This window comes from Geobacillus vulcani PSS1, assembly GCF_000733845.1.
GTDB classification, from domain to species: Bacteria; Bacillota; Bacilli; order Bacillales; family Anoxybacillaceae; genus Geobacillus; species Geobacillus vulcani.
The window spans coordinates 2,012,788-2,030,563 of sequence record NZ_JPOI01000001.1 but is presented as its reverse complement, the minus strand read 5'-3'; the positions used below and the strand labels follow the sequence as shown (position 1 = coordinate 2,030,563).

The window sequence follows — 17,776 nt, the reverse complement described above, 5'->3', positions numbered from 1 at the left end:
TCCATCCGGCTCGGAGCGCTCACCCCCCCTTCTGTCGGCACGAAAACCGCCCGCCGGCCTAGGCCAGCGGGCGGCTGCTACGGGCGGCGCCGAAACAGCAAGCGAAGCGAAAGCGGCACCATGCCAAACAAGCGGTATGAAAGGGGAAGCTTCTCTTGTTTCCGCACCTGACGCCGCTGCCTCCGCTCCTCTTTCGGCAAGTCCATGTAGGCGACAAACTGTTGGGTGACAAACTTGACATAATCGTTGACCGCCATCAAACCCCCCCTTTTTTCTTTTAGTTTTTCCGCTTCTTTCCTCTTTTAATCGTTTTGCTCGCTCCATTCGACAATATGAAGCGCCGGAAGCGTGACAGTAAACATGACAACGCGCCTCAGCCCAGAAGCCGAACGGATGGACAAAGAAACCCGGACGTGTGCTGCATCTTCCCGCCCCCACCGATAGGCGGCCATTCCACGCGGATAGGTCCATTCCCCAGCCTCTCCCGCGGTCGACGGATCAGCAGATGCGATGCGTTCTTTTACGTCAAACACGGCCATCTGCACAAGCTCATCCGCTTCAGCTGCCTGCTGGGCCTCATAAGCCGCCTGTCGCTCCGCTTCATAGAGGAGCAAGACATGCGTGACAGAAAAGGCAAGCAACAAAGCAACAACAGCCACAATCGGAAAAATGACGCCATTTTGTCGACCCATTTCCCCTTCCCCTCGTTTTTCCAGTCTAAAAGAGAGAAGCGGCGGTCAAGGGCTCACCGTACAAGCCGCCCGCTAAAACGCCCGCGCCACAAACGCCTCGCAAACGGTGCCGTCATCAGCCGTCACTTGCAAAAATATCCCGCGGGCGCCGGCGCGATACGAAACAGCGCGCACATGGCGGAGCGCCGTTTCATTGCCAGCGCCGTTCACCTGACGGATCAGTTCGGCTCTTGACGCAACAACAGAAAAACTGACCGTTTTGCCGCTCCATTTTTGCAAATAGAGGACACGGCCGCCAGTCGACCATTGCTTCGTTTCATTCAGCTCGATTTGCAGCTGTTGCAAAAACAGCCGCCATTCCAATCGGGAAAACGCGTCCGTCGGCTCTGGAGCCAGCAAGCGGACGGACAACAACGCCGGAACGACCGCCGCCACCGCCATCGCAGCCGCCAGCGCCAACAACGCTTCGATCATCGTAAACCCGTTTTCTTTTGCCGCTACCGCTTGCCATACCCGCACCGCTCCATCTCGCGGCCGGCGTAATCGTTCCAACGCACGCATACTTTCCACATTCGCCCTCCTTCATCGCTCGCTTGCAGCTGAAATACCGTGCGTCCATCAGCAATCATGGTTTCTCCGGCAAGCGGCTCCTCATACAACGCGATGGCCAACAGCCGGCGCGCTTTCTCTTCGAGAATGAGGCTGTTGCGCTCATGCGCCATTTGCGTCAACAGTGGAAGAAGAACAGCTGCTGTCGTCCATAACAGCGCCAAAGCGAACAATGCTTCAACAAGCAAAAATCCGGCGCTACATTTTTTGCACATAAAATCGCCCTTTCCCTAGCAAAAAGGTGACTTTATAAGTCATTGAGCCACCTCCTATCCAAATAGTTCCAGCTTGTTCAATGTTGCCGTTGTCGGTAAAAATGAGCGGATTGCGCAACGTGCCGAACCGAAACCGCCACGGAGAAGGGAGCGAACGAGCGACAACCTGCCGGCCGCTCGCTGCATCAATCGCCTTGTACCCAGCGCCACCGTCGGTAAAAAAAACGGCTACATTCACCCGCCGAGCGATGGCATGCTGCTGCGCGCCATACAAATCCGCGCGCAGCACAGCCAGCATATACATCTCCTCTTGATGACGCACAGCGCTGCCAAGCGTAGGAACAGCCAGGGCGGCAAGCACCAGCACCACCGAGAAAACGATCAGCATCTCAAGTAGCGTAAACCCGCCGTTACGAGCCACTTTCACTCACATCACCGTTCGCGCTGATTTGGATCGCGTGACCGTTTGGACATTTGTCCGACTTGATATAGCGGCCAGCGAGCAATTCCTGCACGGTCGGAATTTTGTTATGTTCCATTTCATACGCTTTCACCTGCGCTTGCACGGTGTTCAAAAACGCCTCGCATCCTTTCGAATTGATCATGCTGTTGTGCTTTGTAATATTCGGAATGGCAATCAGTAGCAGAACAGAAATCACCATCATAACGATCAACATCTCGATCAATGTGAATCCCTTTTGATTCATTGTCACTCCTCCTCGCATACGAAATTTCAGAAAGAGGGCTTAGCGAATAACCGGTTCCGTTCGATCCGTTCCTTGACCATCGAATCTGTTCATGGATTGGATCTTGGGAGAAGGAGCGCCCCCTCTCTCAAGGAACCAACACATCAAGATTGAGCATCTTGTTCCTGCAGAGTCGCCCCATCTTTTTGAATGGTAATTATTTACATTCCATTCAACATAGAAAACATCGGCAACAAAATCGCCAAATACATGCCGACGACAAACGAACCAACGAGAGCCAATAAAAGCGGCTGCATGCGTTTTAAGACCGACTCGATTCGTTGTTCCATCACCTGCAGCAAAAACTCGCTGTAATGTTCAAGTTCTTTGCCAAGCTCGCCATTCGACTGGCCGTGGCGGATGACAAGCGCCAGCTCGGGTTCATAATAACGGGCCGTCCCAATGAGATCGTCGAGCGTCGTACCCCGCAAGAGCCCCTCACGAAGGCGCCGGCCTTCCATTTGCAAAAATGGCCAGGACGACGGCTCGCTGAACACGCCAAGCGCATCATAAACCGACAACCCGGCCTGCAGCAAGCGCCCGAGCTGTCGGGCGGTCAGGCAGGTGAGGAACAGTCTCAGAAACGAAGCAAGTCCTGGAATTCGCAAAGCGAATTGAAGTTTTCGGGAGACCGGCCAGCGGCGGAAACAAGCGGCGTAAAACAGCCCGGAGAACACCGCCAAGACGGCGATGGCCGCCATCGCCATAGGGGCATGGGCGATCACCGCAAGCAGCCAAGCGGTGTGCCCGCGTTGTGGGGAAAACGCCGCCGCTGCCCGTTCAAACTGCGGCAGCAGCCACCATTCCATCAAGACGAGCATGATGATGAGCAAAGAAAGAAGGAACAGCGGATAGCGGCTGAAGCGACGCAGCTGCTCGTGGAAGCGCGCTTTTTGCGCCAGCGCTTCCCCTGTCTCTGCCATGCCGCGCGGTAAATCGCCATGCCGTTCGGCAAAAAAGAGAAGGTTAACCGCCATGCGGTCGACCGACAGCGTTTCGACAGCCGCAAACAGCGGCAACCCGGCGCGCAGCTGTTGCAGACAGCGTTCCACTTCCAGCCGGCGGTGTGTTGGAGCCTGGATGGCCAAAAACTCAAGCGCTTGTCCAAGGGGGTAACCGCGCTCGAGCAACCGGCCGAGCCGGGTGAAAAACAATGCCTGTTCAGCGAGCGGCCACATTTTGCGCTTCATCTTTCTCCCCCTCCGACGTGCTCCAGCGTGCGGACGGGCAGGTAGCCGAGCGCAATCCCCTTGCGGATCAAGCGAGCCAGCGTCATATAAGAGCGCTTGGGCTTCCCTCTCTCATTGGAGAGGGAACAAATCACGTCCTCCAGCGCTGAACCACAAAGCAACTCATAAACAGCCGTGCGCCGGCGTCGCCCAAGACGGCCGCACGATGGATGGCAATCGTCGCCGCACAGCGGGCAGCAAAGCTCGACAAGTCGCTGGGCAGAGACCGCAAGCAGCGTCTCGGCCAAATCGCCGAGCGGAATGCCGAATTCATGCAGCCGGTAGACGGCGCCGACTGCATCGGCGGCATGCATCGTCGAGACGACCAAATGGCCGCTCAACGCTGAACGGATGGCAATGGCCGCCGTGTCATGATCGCGGATCTCGCCGACCATCAACACATCCGGGTCATGGCGCAGCGCCGCTTTTAACCCAGCGGCGTACGTGATGCCTGCTTTTTCATTGATTTGCACTTGCAACAATCGTTCGTTCTGTTTTTCGATCGGATCTTCAAGCGTGATGATGTTGCGTTGCTTTTCAGCTTGGCAAAGATCAAGAAGGGTGTACAGGGTCGTCGTTTTTCCCGACCCCGTCGGGCCGGTCAACAGCACGAGTCCTTGCGGATGCTGCATGAAGGAAAATAATCGTGCGGTGGAGCGGAAGAATAAGGATAGTTCGCGAAGTGGCAACGAGAGGCGCTGCGGCAGAAGCCGAATGACGAGGCTTTCATCGTAGAGCGTCGGCAATGTCGATAAACGCAGATGCACCGTTTCCCCAAACTCAGCCACTTCCATGGCGCCGCTTTGCGGACGGCGTCGTTCCCCGATGTCCATGCCGGCTAAAAATTTAAAGTGGGCGATGAGACGTTCCGCCGTTTCTTTCGGAAGCACGCCGACATCGACCAGTGTGCCATCAAGCCGAAGACGAACAGCGGCATCGCGGCGGCGCGGAACGAGGTGAAGATCCGAGGCGCGGCGCTGCACCGCTTCGGCGAGAAGGCGGTTTGCCGTTTGTTCAATCTCGTTCAGCACATGTTCCCTCCTTTCGACAGATTATTTTGTATTTCGACGAGCATGAGTCGTTATCCTGCTTTTTGGCACAACTTTTTTGTGAAATTTTTTTGAATGTCAGTCCACTTACTGCCAATAGTGACAAAAATCATTCCTCGCTTTGGACGATTTCATTATAATAACCATATCAATGATTCATTTTTAGGAGGGAAACCAATGGAACAAGCGCTGAAAATCACAAGCGTATTGTCTGACCCGACAAGATTTCATATTTATGAATATATAGCAAAAGTTCATCGCGAAGTTTCTGTTCAAGAAATCGCAGAAAAATTCCATATCCATCCAAACGTTGCCCGCTTGCACTTAACGAAGCTTGAAGACGTTCGCATGGTTGTATCGGATACGCAAAAAACGGGAAAAGGCGGACGGCCGAGCCGGCTGTACCGCTTGTCCGACGAAGTGATCGGGCTGTACTTTCCGTTCCGCGATTATCAACTCCTCGCCCGCATTGCCATTCAAACGATGGCCAAACTCGGTTCCATTGGAAGCGAGGCGTTGCGTGAAACAGGAAAGCAGTTCGGCCGTGAGCTCATCGCCAGCCGTTTGCCGCATAACGGCACAGCGAGCACGCTCACCATGGCGGACAAAATCGCCATAATAGAAGAAGCGGCCGAAACGGCTGGATTTTTGCCGCAATTGCACTATGATGAAGAAAAAGAAGTGCTATACCTCGATATTTTCAACTGCCCGTTCAAAGAAATCGCCGCGCAAGCACCTGATACCGTCTGCAGCATGCACCACGCCTTTTTGGAGGGAATGGTCGAGACGCTGTTTGCCCGTGCTGAAGTAACGGAAACGGAAAATATGATGAAAGGCGGCCACCGCTGCGCCTACCGCATAGTCATCTGTCCGTGACAGCGTCCCTCCTTCCTTCTTTTTTGTTTGGAGCAATCAACAGCCGGCATTGGCATCATTTCTTACCACTTGTCCGAAAGCGTTATTTACATTCCCAATCATTGTACATTATAATAAGTAAGGACCAATGGTTTGCACAAGCAAAGGAGGGATACATAATGGACCGCATGTTTCGCGTGCTCGCCTTTTGGACCGGCATTTTTGCTGTCATGTTTTACCTTGGCCATATGCATACGACGTCGCTCATCTTCTTTGGCCAAACGGTGTTTTTCCTGTTCCTCGGCTTTTTAAAGCTGACCGAGAGAATGTACATTTACATTTTCGGGGCGTATTTGACGATTTTCTTCGCGGCGTTTACGTATTGGACGACTTTTATGATGGTGCCCGGCATGGGGGAATAAAAAACAGGCAGAACCTCCTGCCTGTTTTTTTGCCGCTTTGACCAAAACCCCTTTTCTCCATTGCAGATAGGCGAAGGAAGCCGTTAATCGGCCGGCAAAAACTCGGGCGCTGGCCAAAAGTCGCGCGCGGAGAGACTCATCTCTTTCTGCAAGATAAGCACGTCAAAAAAGCGGCTGACGCCATCGTCGGCGATCAGCGCGCGGATCATTCGATTTTGGCGGCTTGCCGGTGAAAAAAAATCACCGCCTTCTGAAACGTTCCATTCATGCAAAAGGCCGGCCGCGAGCAAAAACCGGTCTTGGCGAACGAACGCCACTTCCTCCCACCCAGCCTGACGGGCGTACAAGCGAAACGCATCCCATTGTACATGGCTCGTCAAGTCCATCTCCCCCGGATGGCGAAGCGGGTCGGCAACAAGTTGATGACGGAAATATCCGCGCAAGCTTCCATGCCGCCGCGCCGGGGCGCGCAACTGTTCGTCCGTATAGCCATAGTCGATCGTCACCATCACTGCCTGATGAAACAGCGTCCCAACCTCGAGCCAAAACGCCTTCATCGCGAGAGGCACCTCAAGCCTTTGCCCTTCAGCAAGATCCAATCCACGCTCATTTAAATAGCGGACAATAGCGGGACGGCAAAGCGGCGCCTTTTCTTCAACGAGCCGGCCATCTCGGGCGGCGACAAAACATTCGTACAAAACCCCGCCTTCCTTTACAATGACGTGAACGGGAAACGCATCAAAAAATTCGTTGCTAAACACGATGCCGGAAAACGGCCCACGCTCGGCCAGCCAGCGAGAGACATCGTCATATTGCTCCACCTTCTCGGCGACGGGTTGAAGCGTTTCGCGCTGGCGCCGGCGGTGGAACGGGCTTTGGTCGACGATCGTATACGACAAGCGGTCGTATGTGTGTGGACTTTTTTTCTTCCATTCTTCCAATACCGAAAGCGCCAATCTTCCATCTCCGCCCCCCCACTCGCAAACAGCCGGCGGCAGGCCGCTGTGTTCCACCATCCGAACCCAAAGCGAAGCAAGCGCTTTGCCAAACACCGGCGCGAATGAGCTGTTCGTAAAAAAATCGCCTTCCTTGCCGATTTTCGCCCGCTCTCGCATATAGTAGCCGAATCGTTCGTCGTAAAGAGCCATCTGCATGTAATCGGCGTACGACACCCGCCCGCCCGGCGCCGCGGCAATCTGTTCGTACAATCGATCCATCATCATTTTTCTACCTCGTTTTGATGATTTCAAACGTTTGTTAGAAATTAAGGTGGAGGATTTCAATATTGACATAGTGAAAATAATCATATATTGTTATAGTAGCAGCTTAACTATATCCCCTCCCATTTGTGGATAGAACATCCCCCAAAAACCCTTCTTGGCGCGGCTAAGAAGGGTTTTTTGTGTTTCCCCCACAAACCGCTGCACCGCCCAGCTAGCCTTTTGGTCTGCATAAATACAACTTGGCAGGCTTCGCCTCTCGTTGGCCCAAAATCGTGTCGGCTATGTTTTTCCGACTGTTGGAGGCCAGCCGCTGGCTTGCCTTCGTCACCTTGCTGATCCAAACGGCGCTTGGCCCGAACCTCGCGGATACGCTTTTTTACGACGGTCTTTTACTTTCTTCTTACGAAAACCCATGCAAAAACGGATTTGTATCCATCTCCGCAGCGATCGTCGTCTCTGGCCCATGGCCTGAAAGAACGATCGTTTCCTCCGGCAGCGTAAGCAGTTCGTCATGAATGCTTTTCAACAGCTGCTGATGGTTGCCGCCTGGCAAGTCCGTACGTCCGATGCTGCCGGCAAACAGCGCATCGCCGGAAAACACAATATTGGCTTGTTTGCAGTAATACGAGACGCTGCCCGGGGAGTGACCCGGCGTTTCGCGGACATCCAACGCAAACGGACCAATGTTCAGCACCGTCGGCCCTTTAAGGCATGTCGGTTCGCAACGGACAGCGACCGGACCGCCGAAATAAAGCGAGCCATTCAATGCCGGATCTTGCAACCATTGTTTTTCATTTTCGTGCAAATACACGGGAATGTCCCAGCGGGCAAGCACGTCCGGGATGCCGCCAATATGGTCAAAATGCGCATGCGTCAGCAAAATCGCCAACGGGGTCAGCCCTTTTTCCTCAATCCGGCGGACGAGCGCCGCGCCTTCCGCGCCGGGGTCAACGATTAGACATTGTCGGTCTGCAGACGACAACAAGTAAGCGTTGGCCTGAATCGGGCCGACGGGAATACGCGTCCATTTCATGGCCATCTCCTCCCTTCCTTGACATGTCCAATAGTTAACTTTATTTTACTGTTTTTTTTCAAGCGATGGAAGAGAAAAAAGAAAGGGACCTCGACAAATAGAGGAAAAAAGATTACAATGAAAAAGAATGGACACGTTTGTACATACTGTTTCATGAGGGGGTAAAACATGGGTACGGTCATTATTTTTGCACTTGTGACGCTGCTTGCCCTTTATGGAATGCTCCGTACATTGCGCGAGAAAAACGTGCTCGGATTTTTGTTTGGACTTGCCACTGCCGCTGTATTCGGCTGGTTTACCATCATGACCATTTTGGATCACGGCATTCCAACCGGCATGCACTGAAAACGCAAGAGGCGAATCATGCCTCTTGCGTTTTTATGCCATTTTGAGCGCTGCTAAAAACAGGCCGAGGCTGTCGCGATATATTTGCGCAAACTGCGAGAGGGGCAACGGATTGACGCCCTCGCCGAGCTCTACGGTGTAGCCGCGCCGCTTCCACGTTTGAATGAACCAATCGCGGTAGCCGGCATGACTGTCAATGTAGCGAACCGCCTGGTAGCCGCTTGCTTCAGCCATCGCCTGAACCGTTGCCTCCGCCTCCGGCGGCTCGAACCCTTCATACCCCCAATAAATTTCCTTGCCTTGTGTATGAAACGCGACAACCATCGCAAAATCGCCCGACTCGGCGAGCGCCGCCATCGCTTTCGCCTCCGGCTCGGTAAGTGGGGAAAAACCGGGAAAATCGCGGGGTGCCGGCGCTTTCGGCGGTTTGCGGGCCTGTTCAATTTCCCAATTAGCTGGGAATTGATTGTTTAAATCAACGCCGCGGATGTTCGCTTTCCATTGCGAAAAATCGAGCGACCCACCGTTGATGCAGACAACTTCGCTCCGATGCGGTTCTTCTTTCGGCGGGCCGTTCAGCACAAGATTGACGCCGTCAGGGTTCACCATCGGCACAATGGAAAGAGTCACTTTATGGTAATAATCAAGCACCCGATGGCCAGCAAGCTCGTCATCGTTAACCAGCGCCCTGACGTACTCGTCGATGAACGCCATGATCACAGCCGTTGTGATCCACTCATTCGCATGGAACGATCCGTTCATATGCACGCGTACCGGCCCGCGGCCGATTTGCAGTTCAACGAGCGGCAAGCCGAGAACACTATGGCCGATCGTCCGCTGGCGCACAAACGGGTAGTGACAGATGAGGGCGGTGATATCCTCCATCAAAGCGGCAAAATCATACGGACGGACGCTGCGGACGACCGGAGACGAAATCCGCTTCGGCAGCGGCGCTGTTCCGTTGATGACCGCCATCGCTCCCGGCAGCCGCCGCAGCACCTCCGTCGGCAGCGACAGGCAGTCAGCGAGCACTTCCCACTTATCGATCGTCGTATATCCTGGAATCACAACGGTCTGCCCCGAACTCAATCCTCCCTTTTCCACGTGCGGGTTCGCGTCGATGATCAACTCAGTCGGCACGGAAAACCATCGTCCATATTTCTCAAACGTATCGCCGGGCCATGCTTGAACATGCATGCGCCGTCTCCCCTTCCCCATTTCTTTATCTTCAAAATATGTCAGCAGACGGCAAAAAATGAGCGCTTAGCAGGCGGCTGGCATGCATCAGCGGAAAAGCAAAACGCCTCTGTATCAATTTACATATGATGAAACTATCCAATCCCATATCATCAAGCAATAAAAAAAGGCATCCCCCCTTTGGGACACCTCCCGTTGTTTACGCGCCGGCAAGCTCTTTTGCCAGCCAAGCGGCGCCGATGACGCCGGCATCATTGCCCAGTGTCGCTAAAACCAGCTCCGCCCCAGCGGCAACGCGCGGGAACGCGAAGCGGCGGAAATGGGCGGCCACGCGCTCGACAAGCATGTCACCCGCCTTGGACACGCCGCCGCCGATCACAATTTTCTCCGGATTCGTCACATTGGCGGCATTCGCCAACGCCCAACCAAGATAGTACGTTGCTTCATCGACCACTTCCAATGCCAACGCATCACCCGTTTTGGCGGCGTCAAACACCGCTTTGGCCGTCACATCCCCGTTGCGAAGCTCACTCGGACGCTCATCTGCGGTCAATTTCTCCTTGGCGATCCGCACGATGCCGGTGGCGGACGCAATCGTTTCCAAACATCCGGTTTTGCCGCAGTTGCAGCGGGCGCCGCCATCAGGAATCATCGTCATGTGTCCGATCTCTCCGCCGGCGCCGTTTATGCCGCGCACGATGGCGCCGTTGGCAATCACACCGCCGCCAACGCCGGTGCCAAGCGTCACAAACAACAAATGGCGCGCTCCTCCCCCTGCTCCTTTCCACATCTCGCCAAGCGCTGCGAGATTGGCGTCATTATCAACCGCCACAGGCAGCCCTATTGCTTCTTCCAGCCGTTGTTTCAGCGGGTAATTCGTCCATCCAATATTGACCGTCTCATACAACATGCCGGTTTCCTCTTCGACCGGCCCGGGGGCGCCGATGCCGGCGGCAAACAGCCTCTCTTTCGTTCCGCCGAGCTGAACAAGCGTCCTTTCAAGCGACCGGGCAATGTCAGCGACGATATACTCACCGTGATTGGCGGTGTTCGTCGGAATTTCCCATTTGTGCACGATGTCACCCTCGGTGGTGACAAACGCCATTTTGATTGTCGTGCCCCCGAGGTCAATGCCTACCAACCATGGTTCCATTTTGCATCCTCATCCTTTTTTCATCCTTTTTTCCCGCTCGATTTGCGCTTCGTGCCGCAAAATAAACAAAGCGGCTTGCAGCTGTTTCGCATCGATCAGCTGAGACTGGTACAGCTCTTTCACTTCCTCTTCCATCAGCTCCAAATCAGCAAGCCGATCGCCTACGTAAATGATCGTGCCAAACTGCTTCAACAGCTGCTGAACGTCATATACGGTCTTCATTGCCACTCATTCTCCTTTTTTCCTCTTTTAATGTAGCGGCAAACAGCCACGGCCGTCAAGACAAAAAACGCAGGCGCTAAAGCAACAGCGCCTGCGTCAGCGGTCAGGGTCGCGTGGGTGAAGAATCGCCGGCCGCCGGTTTTTAAGCGGCATCGGCGACCGGATGAGCACATCGCGCATCGCTCGGTAGGAAAACGGGATGAACGGCCATAAGTACGGAACGCCAAACGACGTCATCCGCGCCAAGGCAAGTATCCAAACAGTGATGCCGATGACATAACCGTACAGGCCGAACAGGCCCGACAAAATCAGCAAGGCGATGCGGACGAGCCGATTCGCCAAGCTCATTTCATAGCTGGGCGTCGCAAACGTACCGATGGCCGTAACAGAAAAATACAAAATCACTTCATTGGAAAAGAGTCCAACTTCCACCGCAATGCCGCCGATCATCAGCGCGGCGACAAGGCCGAGCGCGGTCGCCAGAGAAGACGGTGTATGAATAGCAGCCATTCGCAGCATATCCATTCCGATTTCAATCATCAAAATTTGCACAAACAGTGGAATATCTCCTAATTTGGCTTTTCCTAAAAACTGGAGCGGTCCCGGCAACAGCTCCGGCTCGATCATAAGCAAATACCAAAGCGGCAGCAAAAACACCGACGCCCAAACAGCCAAAAAGCGGACGAGCCGCAAATACGCCCCGACGATCGGCTTATTTCGGTACTCTTCAGCATGTTGCAAATGATGCCAAAACGTTGCCGGCGTGATCAAGACACTTGGCGACCCGTCAACAATGACGAGCACGTGCCCTTCATACAAATGAGCCGCCGCCGTATCGGGGCGCTCTGTGTAGCGAACGACCGGATACGGGTTCCAATGCCGCCCAGAAATAAACTCCTCAACCGTTTTCTCCGCCATCACAAGCCCATCCGTATCAATTGCCGCGATCGCTTGTTTGACGCGGTGAACGAGCTCCGGGTCAGCGATTTCCTCAATATAACAAATGCAAATATCCGTCTTTGAGCGCCGCGCCACTTGCACATATTCCATACGCAACGATGGATCACGAACACGGCGGCGAATCAGCGCGGTGTTAAAAACGATCGTCTCAACAAAACCGTCGCGCGCCCCGCGCACGACTCGTTCCGTATCGGGCTCTTGCGGACCGCGCACCGGATACGTGCGGGCGTCAATCAAAATAATCTGATCCACTCCGTCGACAACGAGCGCGGTCGGTCCGGCAAGCACCATCGCGACTGCTTCTTCCAAGTCGTCTGTCTGCCCGATCTCGACATACGGAAGATGTTTTTTCAGCAGCTTCTCAAGTGGGTGAACGTCCAGTTCGTGTTCCTCGAGCCGGGACAAATATCTCATCAAATAATGCAAAATATCGTCTTTGACAAATCCGTCAATCATAAACAATGCCATCGCCCGGCCGCCATATTCGACATCAAGGCGAATGACATCGAAACTCTTGCCGACTCCAAGCCGTTCAGCCAAATAGGATGCGTTGTCATGAAGACGGCGGGACGCCGGGCGTTTGGGCATCTGTTTCTCCATCGTCATCCCCCTGCATCGTTTGCACTGTATACTCCCCATCATAGACAAACATGAGGACATTCATACATAAATGTTCCTTGTGATGCATATATTGGTGAAAACCTTGTCCAATCCGGGAGGATGTCATGAAACGATGGATGATTCCCTTCACGGCGCTTGCTTTTTTCCTTGCCGCCGCGCTCGCCTCGCGGTGGGGGCACGATCAGACTGCTGAAGTGATCAAGTTTTTCCCGCTTGATCGCGAAGCGGCGTTCATCGAAGCGAAAACATCGCTTGCGCTTAAGGGCGACAGCGAACGCGGGCGCTACGCGCTCCGCTGGTCAGTCTCCTCCGTTTTAAACCGCCGCGCCTATTTGCGTCAAGACGTCTCGTTGTTGTTTGCTGATGGCCGCTTGGCCGATGTGTTGTCAAAATGGAAAACAAACACGGATGTGATCGACACGGAAAAGACGGTCCGGATGCAGGACAGCCACTTTTTTCAAGCCGTCTCGTTCCATCACGGCGAACTGCATAAAGGAGAGAACATCACAAGCAGCCAAACCATGTCAAGCAACTATTTGTACGTCATTGACTCGCCGTACCATCCGCTCACATCGTTCCGACGGCCAAGAACAGATGACGAGCGTGAATGGCAGCATGTCTTGAACAAAACCACGAATGAATTTCTTCGTCATAAAGCGGACGAGCTGCTCACCCACTTTTCTTTGTCAAAGAAAGATTATTACGCCCTTTATTTGCCGGAGCTCGTCACCTATTCGGAACAACCGTTGCCAGGGTTGTCAACGGCAAAAACGCAAACCGTCATCGGCCGTCTTTGGGAAGGATTGTACAAGTCGTACATCCTTGGCATAAAAAAAGAGGATGGATCCATCCTCTCGCCCATCGGCAGCACGATGCCGCTCATTCTCATTCGCAAAGATTACAGTAGGCTCTTCGTTCTCATTGAAGCGAAAACCGGGGAAAAAGTGATGCTCGTGCAGCTTCTTTAGCACATTTCGAAAAGAGGCCTTCCACTTCAAACAAAGCAAAGCAGGGATCATTTACCGAAATCCGATCCATAAGCCAGCAGCGACAAGCAGCGCCGCCACCGCCAATGCTCCCGCCTGCCGCCCGAAAGCAGTGCGTTTGGGCAAATGAACGACGCCGGATGCCAAAAAACCGCCAACCAGTCCGCCGATATGGCCGGCGTTGTCAATGCCAGGGACAAGCAAGCCAAACAACAGGTTGACGATGATTAAACTGATGACGTTCATCCCCATCGTCCGGAAAAATAAATGCCGGTAGACAGTGCCGAAGTAAAGAAGAGCCCCAAACAGCCCGAAAATGGCTCCCGACGCCCCGGCGGATAGTGATGGTGTAAACAAAAAACTCGCCAGCGCTCCGAAAAAGCCGGCCGTTACGTAAATGAATAAAAAGCGAAGCGAGCCGTACAGCCGCTCAACCGTGACCCCTAAATAATGCAAAGCGAGCGTGTTGGTCAACAGGTGCAAAAACCCGATATGCAAAAACATTGGCGTCAACAGCCGCCACCATTCTCCTGCCTCAATGAGCGGATTGAATTTGGCGCCGTAGTGAATCAACACATCTGGATTCGTGCTCCCGCCGCTCCATTCGAGAACCAAAAACATCGCAACCTGCACGACGATGAACAGGCGGGTGAACATCGGTTTGCCATACTCAAAAATGCGCCGTTCCTCCTCACGGCGGCGCCGCCATTCGCGGATCACCTCTCGCTTTAAGCGCTCGGCGGCAGCAAACGGATCGGACGTTTCCACAAGCGGCTCAAAATGGAACGCGACGCCCGTCATCTCCGCAAGCCGCGGCAGCATTTCGCCTATATTGCCGCTGTGAAGGAGGACCGTATGAAACGCGCCAGCGGGCACCCCAGAGAGCATCAACGGCTCGGCGACAAGAAATTCCCAATCGTCAACCGGGGGATACCCCATCACATAAACATTGATGACCTGGCCCGCTCTGCTAAAATTCCATCCTTTCATTTGCTGAACGAATTGCCAAGTATATTCCATATCAAGGCGCAACAATCGACTCCAATCAAAGTCGGCGCGCACGAGGCGGATGAATGTTGGACGCCGCCAATGGTTTGATTCCAGCCATACTTCATCAGCCTGCTCAGACATCCGCACGATGCGGTAGCCGCCGCAGGACAAACGCTGAACAAGCTGCCAAAACAGTACATCCATCGTTCCAATCACGTTCTCCTCTCCCTTTCCCTGGCGAGGCCAAGTCCGACAAACAGCAGCAAAGCCAAGCCAACTCATCGACCGTCCGGCAAACCGGAGTGAATGGGCCTGCGGGCGCCGGCCGCTGCGGCCGATTTTTTCATAACCGACTTCTTCAAAAAAACCACCGCTGCCGCATCATGGACGCAACATTTGCGAAACAAGGGCGTTACGCACGGCCGGAATGTGGAGTGCAAATCGGACCAGTTGCTTTCGCAACGACGGAACGCGCAACGCAAAGGCGGCCATTCGGTAGCGATAACGGTAAGCAAGCCAGCCGGCGGCAACGACAAGCAGCGAGTACGACCATTTATTCATCCGTTGTTCCCCCTCATCATATGACGTGCTCGTTATTCTTTTTCCCTTTTTCTCTCCAAATATGAAGCGCGTCTAATGCGCCAGCGCGAAGGCGGCCAGCACCGCGCCGATGACCGCCAGAACGTTCACCGCATCGTTGTCAAGCCATTGCCAGCCTTTCATATGAATGGTTGCCTGCCCGCAATGCTGTTTCCGCTCAGTCGTCGCCCCGCATGCCGGACAACGGTAAGCCGCCTGCCAAGCCGCACCAAGCCACGTATCGAACCAGCTGCCGAGCCAACCGAAAAATGCAGCAGTCAAAACGGACTGGACGTCGAGAAAAAACACGCCAGCAGCCGCAATCAACCATGCGCCGGCAAACGAAGCAGCCGTGCCAAGGAGCGTCACTGCGCCTGAGGTGCCGGCTTCCACCGGCCGAAAGCTCGGCCAAACTCGAGGCGGCCAAGGGCTTAAAGGACCGATTTCGGACGCCCACGTATCGGCGTTCGCTGCAGCGACGGCGACAACAAACAGATCGTCCCAAATCGGGTCGGGACAGACAGCGGCCAATAACGCCAATACGGCCGGCACTCCGCCGTTGGCCAGCACTTGGATGGCATCGCGCTGTCCACCTTTCGCCAATTTTTTAGACAGTTTTTCCTTGTGTTGCTTTCCGATATGGCTAAAGAAGCTGGAGCTGACAAAAAAGCAGCCTAACACCCCTATTCCGCCCCATGAAAAGCCGCATCCAACCGTTGCGCCAATGACAACGGCCGCCGCCGCCCCTGATGTGGACAACGACCGCAACAACCACCCACCGGCAGCGGCGAGGGCAGAGACGGCGATATACCACCATTCATCGCTCACAATGAAGAACTCCTTGATCCGTAATAATGAATTTCACCGGCACATCATGCTCCTCGGCTGGAATGTCGTCCAGCACTTGAAAGGAGTAAGCCAGCGCCGCCGTCACCGCCGAAGCTCCCGGCAAATATCGGTCGTAATACCCGCCGCCATAGCCGATCCGGTAGCCGGTTTTGGCAAAACAGACCCCCGGGACAATGATGAGATCAAACTCATCGCGGCCGATCGGCGTTGTTTGCTTTTCAATCGGCTCAAACAATCCGGCATACGCTTTTTCGAGCTGGGCAAACGACTCGAGCCGCCGAAAGGACATCGTTTTCGCCTTTGGATCGCATTTCGGGACACCGACCGTTTTTCCTTCCCGCCACGCCTGTTCAATGATCGGCAAGGTGTTGACTTCCATCTCTCTCGACACCGTCATGGCGATCGTCCGCGCTGTTTGCCATAATGGCCATCGATATAAATGAGCGGCGATTTGTCGATCGTACCTCTCTTTTTCTGCTGTTGGAAGCTGGCGAAGCCGATTCAGCATACGCTGGCGCCATTCCTTTTTGTCGTCCATCATCTTCCCTTTCCTCCCATAAAGATAAAAAGCAGCAGGAATCATCTTCCCACTGCTTACTTTGTTTCGCGGTGCAACGTAACTTTGCGATCGCGCGGGCAATATTTTTTCAATTCCAAACGCTCTGGGTTGTTGCGTTTATTTTTCGATGTAATATAGTTGCGTTCACCGCATTCTGTGCATGCCAATGTAATGTTCACACGCATCATTTTTCCCTCCAAACGAGCTTTATACTTTATATAATCGGACTTTTCTATGATACCATTTTTCTTCGGCGATTTCCACCTCTAAATTTCATCTTTGTTCAATAAGAGCACCACAAGCAGAGAATGATATGGTATAGTGAAAAGGGGAGGGATGCACGTGGTAGAATATGCGATCATCGCCTTGGCAGTTCTAGCCATTATTTTTCTTGTCATTTCCTTTTTTGCTAAAGATGAACTGAAACCGCTCGAAGAACAAATCGATCATTTGACCGTTTCACTGGCGCAGGAAACGTACCAAATCAAAAAGCGGCTGCAAGTCATCGAGGAGGAGCTCCTCATCCCTGAGCGACAACGATTCGCTTCGCCGCAGCGCAACGGACCGTTGTCGCCGACCGATCGGCGCATCTTGTTTTTGCATAAACAAGGATTCCCGCTCGAAGACATCGCCCGTGAGACAGGGCTGACCGTTGCGGAAGTCGAGCGGGCGGTAAGGAGATTGCGCCGATGAACAAGCGATTGATGCGTTCGTTTGCCCTAGGGTTGCTTGTATCGGCAGCGCTGATCGGTGCCTCGTATTACGTTGCGCCCCCGGCTGCACCGACGGAAGCGGAAGTCAAGACGTTCCTCAAACATCATGGACTTGTCGCTGTAGCGAAAGAGGAATACGACAGACTCCGCAGCGCTCAGTCGAACACCGCCCCGAAAGCGTCGGCCAAGCAGATGTCCCAACCATCAGTGCAAACCGTTTACGTCTATCGACTCGTTATTAAGAAAGGAGATGCGCCAGAGACATTTGCCCGTGAACTTGAAGAGGCTGGCATCATTCAAAGCGCCCGCACCTTCAACGACTACTTGGAGCAACATGGGCTGACGCGCTCCATCCGCCCCGGTGTCTACAACGTGCGGAGCGATATGGACTATGCCGCCATCGGCCGGTTGATTGCCAAGCCATAACACAAGAAAGGGGGCTGACCCAAAACGGGAATGCGTTTTGGGATCAGCCCCTTTTCTTAAGGCGGTGTCTGCGCATCAAACAGCCGTTCTTTCGAAAGAAACT

The 17,776-nt window shown here is 53.9% G+C and carries 25 protein-coding genes; 6 read left to right on the top strand and 19 right to left on the bottom strand.

What is annotated here, in order from left to right; all coding sequences use genetic code 11:
- Positions 1-77 precede the first annotated feature (77 nt).
- The 8 genes from N685_RS0110950 to comGA all read right to left on the bottom strand — a co-directional run bounded on the left by N685_RS0110950 (position 78) and on the right by comGA (position 4,522).
- Positions 78-257: a YqzE family protein gene (locus N685_RS0110950; protein ID WP_031408299.1), complete on the bottom strand. Its 180-nt coding sequence runs from the start codon at positions 255-257 to the stop codon at positions 78-80.
- 45 nt (positions 258-302) lie between these two features.
- Positions 303-692, bottom strand: coding sequence for a competence type IV pilus minor pilin ComGG (comGG, locus tag N685_RS0110945; protein ID WP_031408297.1), 390 nt, complete (start codon positions 690-692; stop codon positions 303-305).
- Between the two features lie 72 nt (positions 693-764).
- Positions 765-1,211 carry a competence type IV pilus minor pilin ComGF gene (comGF, locus tag N685_RS0110940; RefSeq protein WP_031408295.1) on the bottom strand — a complete coding sequence of 149 codons (447 nt, stop codon included), beginning with the start codon at positions 1,209-1,211 and terminating at the stop codon, positions 765-767.
- Positions 1,190-1,516 carry a type II secretion system protein gene (locus N685_RS0110935; protein WP_031408292.1) on the bottom strand — a complete coding sequence of 109 codons (327 nt, stop codon included), beginning with the start codon at positions 1,514-1,516 and terminating at the stop codon, positions 1,190-1,192. Before N685_RS0110935 ends, comGF begins: the two co-directional genes overlap by 22 nt.
- Positions 1,500-1,937 (bottom strand): competence type IV pilus minor pilin ComGD, encoded by a 438-nt coding sequence (gene comGD, locus N685_RS0110930; RefSeq protein ID WP_031408290.1) that lies wholly within the window; start codon positions 1,935-1,937, stop codon positions 1,500-1,502. Before comGD ends, N685_RS0110935 begins: the two co-directional genes overlap by 17 nt.
- Positions 1,927-2,223 carry a competence type IV pilus major pilin ComGC gene (gene comGC, locus N685_RS0110925; RefSeq protein ID WP_031408288.1) on the bottom strand — a complete coding sequence of 99 codons (297 nt, stop codon included), beginning with the start codon at positions 2,221-2,223 and terminating at the stop codon, positions 1,927-1,929. The genes comGD and comGC overlap by 11 nt, the downstream gene beginning before the upstream one ends.
- Before the next feature lie 200 nt (positions 2,224-2,423).
- Positions 2,424-3,452, bottom strand: coding sequence for a competence type IV pilus assembly protein ComGB (comGB, locus tag N685_RS0110920; protein WP_031408287.1), 1,029 nt, complete (start codon positions 3,450-3,452; stop codon positions 2,424-2,426).
- Entirely contained in the window at positions 3,449-4,522 is a 1,074-nt protein-coding gene (gene comGA / locus N685_RS0110915) for a competence type IV pilus ATPase ComGA (RefSeq protein WP_031408284.1), read from the bottom strand. The genes comGB and comGA overlap by 4 nt, the downstream gene beginning before the upstream one ends.
- 195 nt (positions 4,523-4,717) lie before the next feature.
- Between comGA and N685_RS0110910 the strand changes: the two genes are divergently transcribed.
- Together N685_RS0110910 and N685_RS0110905 are read left to right on the top strand one after the other, a co-directional pair.
- The gene (locus N685_RS0110910; RefSeq protein WP_031408282.1) at positions 4,718-5,416 is read left to right on the top strand and encodes a helix-turn-helix transcriptional regulator; all 699 of its coding nucleotides are present in this window, start codon (positions 4,718-4,720) and stop codon (positions 5,414-5,416) included.
- 158 nt (positions 5,417-5,574) lie between these two features.
- A complete protein-coding gene (locus tag N685_RS0110905; RefSeq protein WP_008879854.1) occupies positions 5,575-5,817 on the top strand; it encodes a DUF2626 family protein in 243 nt (80 codons plus the stop codon).
- Positions 5,818-5,900: 83 nt separating this feature from the next.
- Here the strand turns inward: N685_RS0110905 and N685_RS0110900 are convergent, their stop codons facing one another.
- Positions 5,901-7,034: a class I SAM-dependent methyltransferase gene (locus tag N685_RS0110900; protein WP_031408280.1), complete on the bottom strand. Its 1,134-nt coding sequence runs from the start codon at positions 7,032-7,034 to the stop codon at positions 5,901-5,903.
- Positions 7,035-7,440: 406 nt separating this feature from the next.
- Positions 7,441-8,073, bottom strand: a complete 633-nt coding sequence (locus N685_RS0110895; RefSeq protein ID WP_031408278.1) for an MBL fold metallo-hydrolase — start codon at positions 8,071-8,073, stop codon at positions 7,441-7,443.
- A 168-nt stretch (positions 8,074-8,241) separates the two neighbouring features.
- Here N685_RS0110895 and N685_RS19065 point away from each other — a divergent pair, with 168 nt between their 5' ends.
- Positions 8,242-8,418, top strand: coding sequence for a DUF2759 domain-containing protein (locus N685_RS19065; RefSeq protein WP_031408276.1), 177 nt, complete (start codon positions 8,242-8,244; stop codon positions 8,416-8,418).
- 33 nt (positions 8,419-8,451) lie between these two features.
- On the opposite strand, the gene N685_RS0110885 is transcribed toward N685_RS19065, so the two are convergent.
- The 4 genes from N685_RS0110885 to N685_RS0110870 all read right to left on the bottom strand — a co-directional run bounded on the left by N685_RS0110885 (position 8,452) and on the right by N685_RS0110870 (position 12,550).
- Positions 8,452-9,615: a M14 family metallopeptidase gene (locus N685_RS0110885; RefSeq protein ID WP_031408274.1), complete on the bottom strand. Its 1,164-nt coding sequence runs from the start codon at positions 9,613-9,615 to the stop codon at positions 8,452-8,454.
- Between the two features lie 199 nt (positions 9,616-9,814).
- Positions 9,815-10,768, bottom strand: a complete 954-nt coding sequence (locus N685_RS0110880; protein WP_031408272.1) for an ROK family glucokinase — start codon at positions 10,766-10,768, stop codon at positions 9,815-9,817.
- Between the two features lie 9 nt (positions 10,769-10,777).
- Positions 10,778-10,990 carry a YqgQ family protein gene (locus N685_RS0110875; RefSeq protein ID WP_031408270.1) on the bottom strand — a complete coding sequence of 71 codons (213 nt, stop codon included), beginning with the start codon at positions 10,988-10,990 and terminating at the stop codon, positions 10,778-10,780.
- Positions 10,991-11,086: 96 nt separating this feature from the next.
- Positions 11,087-12,550, bottom strand: a complete 1,464-nt coding sequence (locus tag N685_RS0110870) for a spore germination protein (protein ID WP_031408268.1) — start codon at positions 12,548-12,550, stop codon at positions 11,087-11,089.
- Between the two features lie 125 nt (positions 12,551-12,675).
- Between N685_RS0110870 and N685_RS0110865 the strand changes: the two genes are divergently transcribed.
- Positions 12,676-13,539: a hypothetical protein gene (locus N685_RS0110865; RefSeq protein ID WP_031408266.1), complete on the top strand. Its 864-nt coding sequence runs from the start codon at positions 12,676-12,678 to the stop codon at positions 13,537-13,539.
- Between the two features lie 51 nt (positions 13,540-13,590).
- Here the strand turns inward: N685_RS0110865 and N685_RS0110860 are convergent, their stop codons facing one another.
- The 5 genes from N685_RS0110860 to rpmG form a co-directional block, all read right to left on the bottom strand.
- A complete protein-coding gene (locus N685_RS0110860; RefSeq protein ID WP_031408264.1) occupies positions 13,591-14,751 on the bottom strand; it encodes a rhomboid family intramembrane serine protease in 1,161 nt (386 codons plus the stop codon).
- A 177-nt stretch (positions 14,752-14,928) separates the two neighbouring features.
- Positions 14,929-15,108 carry a hypothetical protein gene (locus tag N685_RS0110855; RefSeq protein ID WP_031408262.1) on the bottom strand — a complete coding sequence of 60 codons (180 nt, stop codon included), beginning with the start codon at positions 15,106-15,108 and terminating at the stop codon, positions 14,929-14,931.
- Between the two features lie 72 nt (positions 15,109-15,180).
- Positions 15,181-15,954, bottom strand: coding sequence for a DUF92 domain-containing protein (locus tag N685_RS0110850; protein WP_031408260.1), 774 nt, complete (start codon positions 15,952-15,954; stop codon positions 15,181-15,183).
- Entirely contained in the window at positions 15,944-16,516 is a 573-nt protein-coding gene (locus N685_RS0110845; protein WP_033842331.1) for a 5-formyltetrahydrofolate cyclo-ligase, read from the bottom strand. Before N685_RS0110845 ends, N685_RS0110850 begins: the two co-directional genes overlap by 11 nt.
- Positions 16,517-16,569: 53 nt before the next feature.
- The gene (rpmG, locus tag N685_RS0110840; RefSeq protein ID WP_011231931.1) at positions 16,570-16,719 is read right to left on the bottom strand and encodes a 50S ribosomal protein L33; all 150 of its coding nucleotides are present in this window, start codon (positions 16,717-16,719) and stop codon (positions 16,570-16,572) included.
- 157 nt (positions 16,720-16,876) lie between these two features.
- Between rpmG and N685_RS0110835 the strand changes: the two genes are divergently transcribed.
- Together N685_RS0110835 and N685_RS0110830 are read left to right on the top strand one after the other, a co-directional pair.
- Positions 16,877-17,227 carry a sigma factor-like helix-turn-helix DNA-binding protein gene (locus tag N685_RS0110835; RefSeq protein ID WP_031408255.1) on the top strand — a complete coding sequence of 117 codons (351 nt, stop codon included), beginning with the start codon at positions 16,877-16,879 and terminating at the stop codon, positions 17,225-17,227.
- Positions 17,224-17,673, top strand: a complete 450-nt coding sequence (locus tag N685_RS0110830) for an aminodeoxychorismate lyase (RefSeq protein WP_031408253.1) — start codon at positions 17,224-17,226, stop codon at positions 17,671-17,673. The genes N685_RS0110835 and N685_RS0110830 overlap by 4 nt, the downstream gene beginning before the upstream one ends.
- The last annotated feature ends 103 nt before the right edge of the window (positions 17,674-17,776 follow it).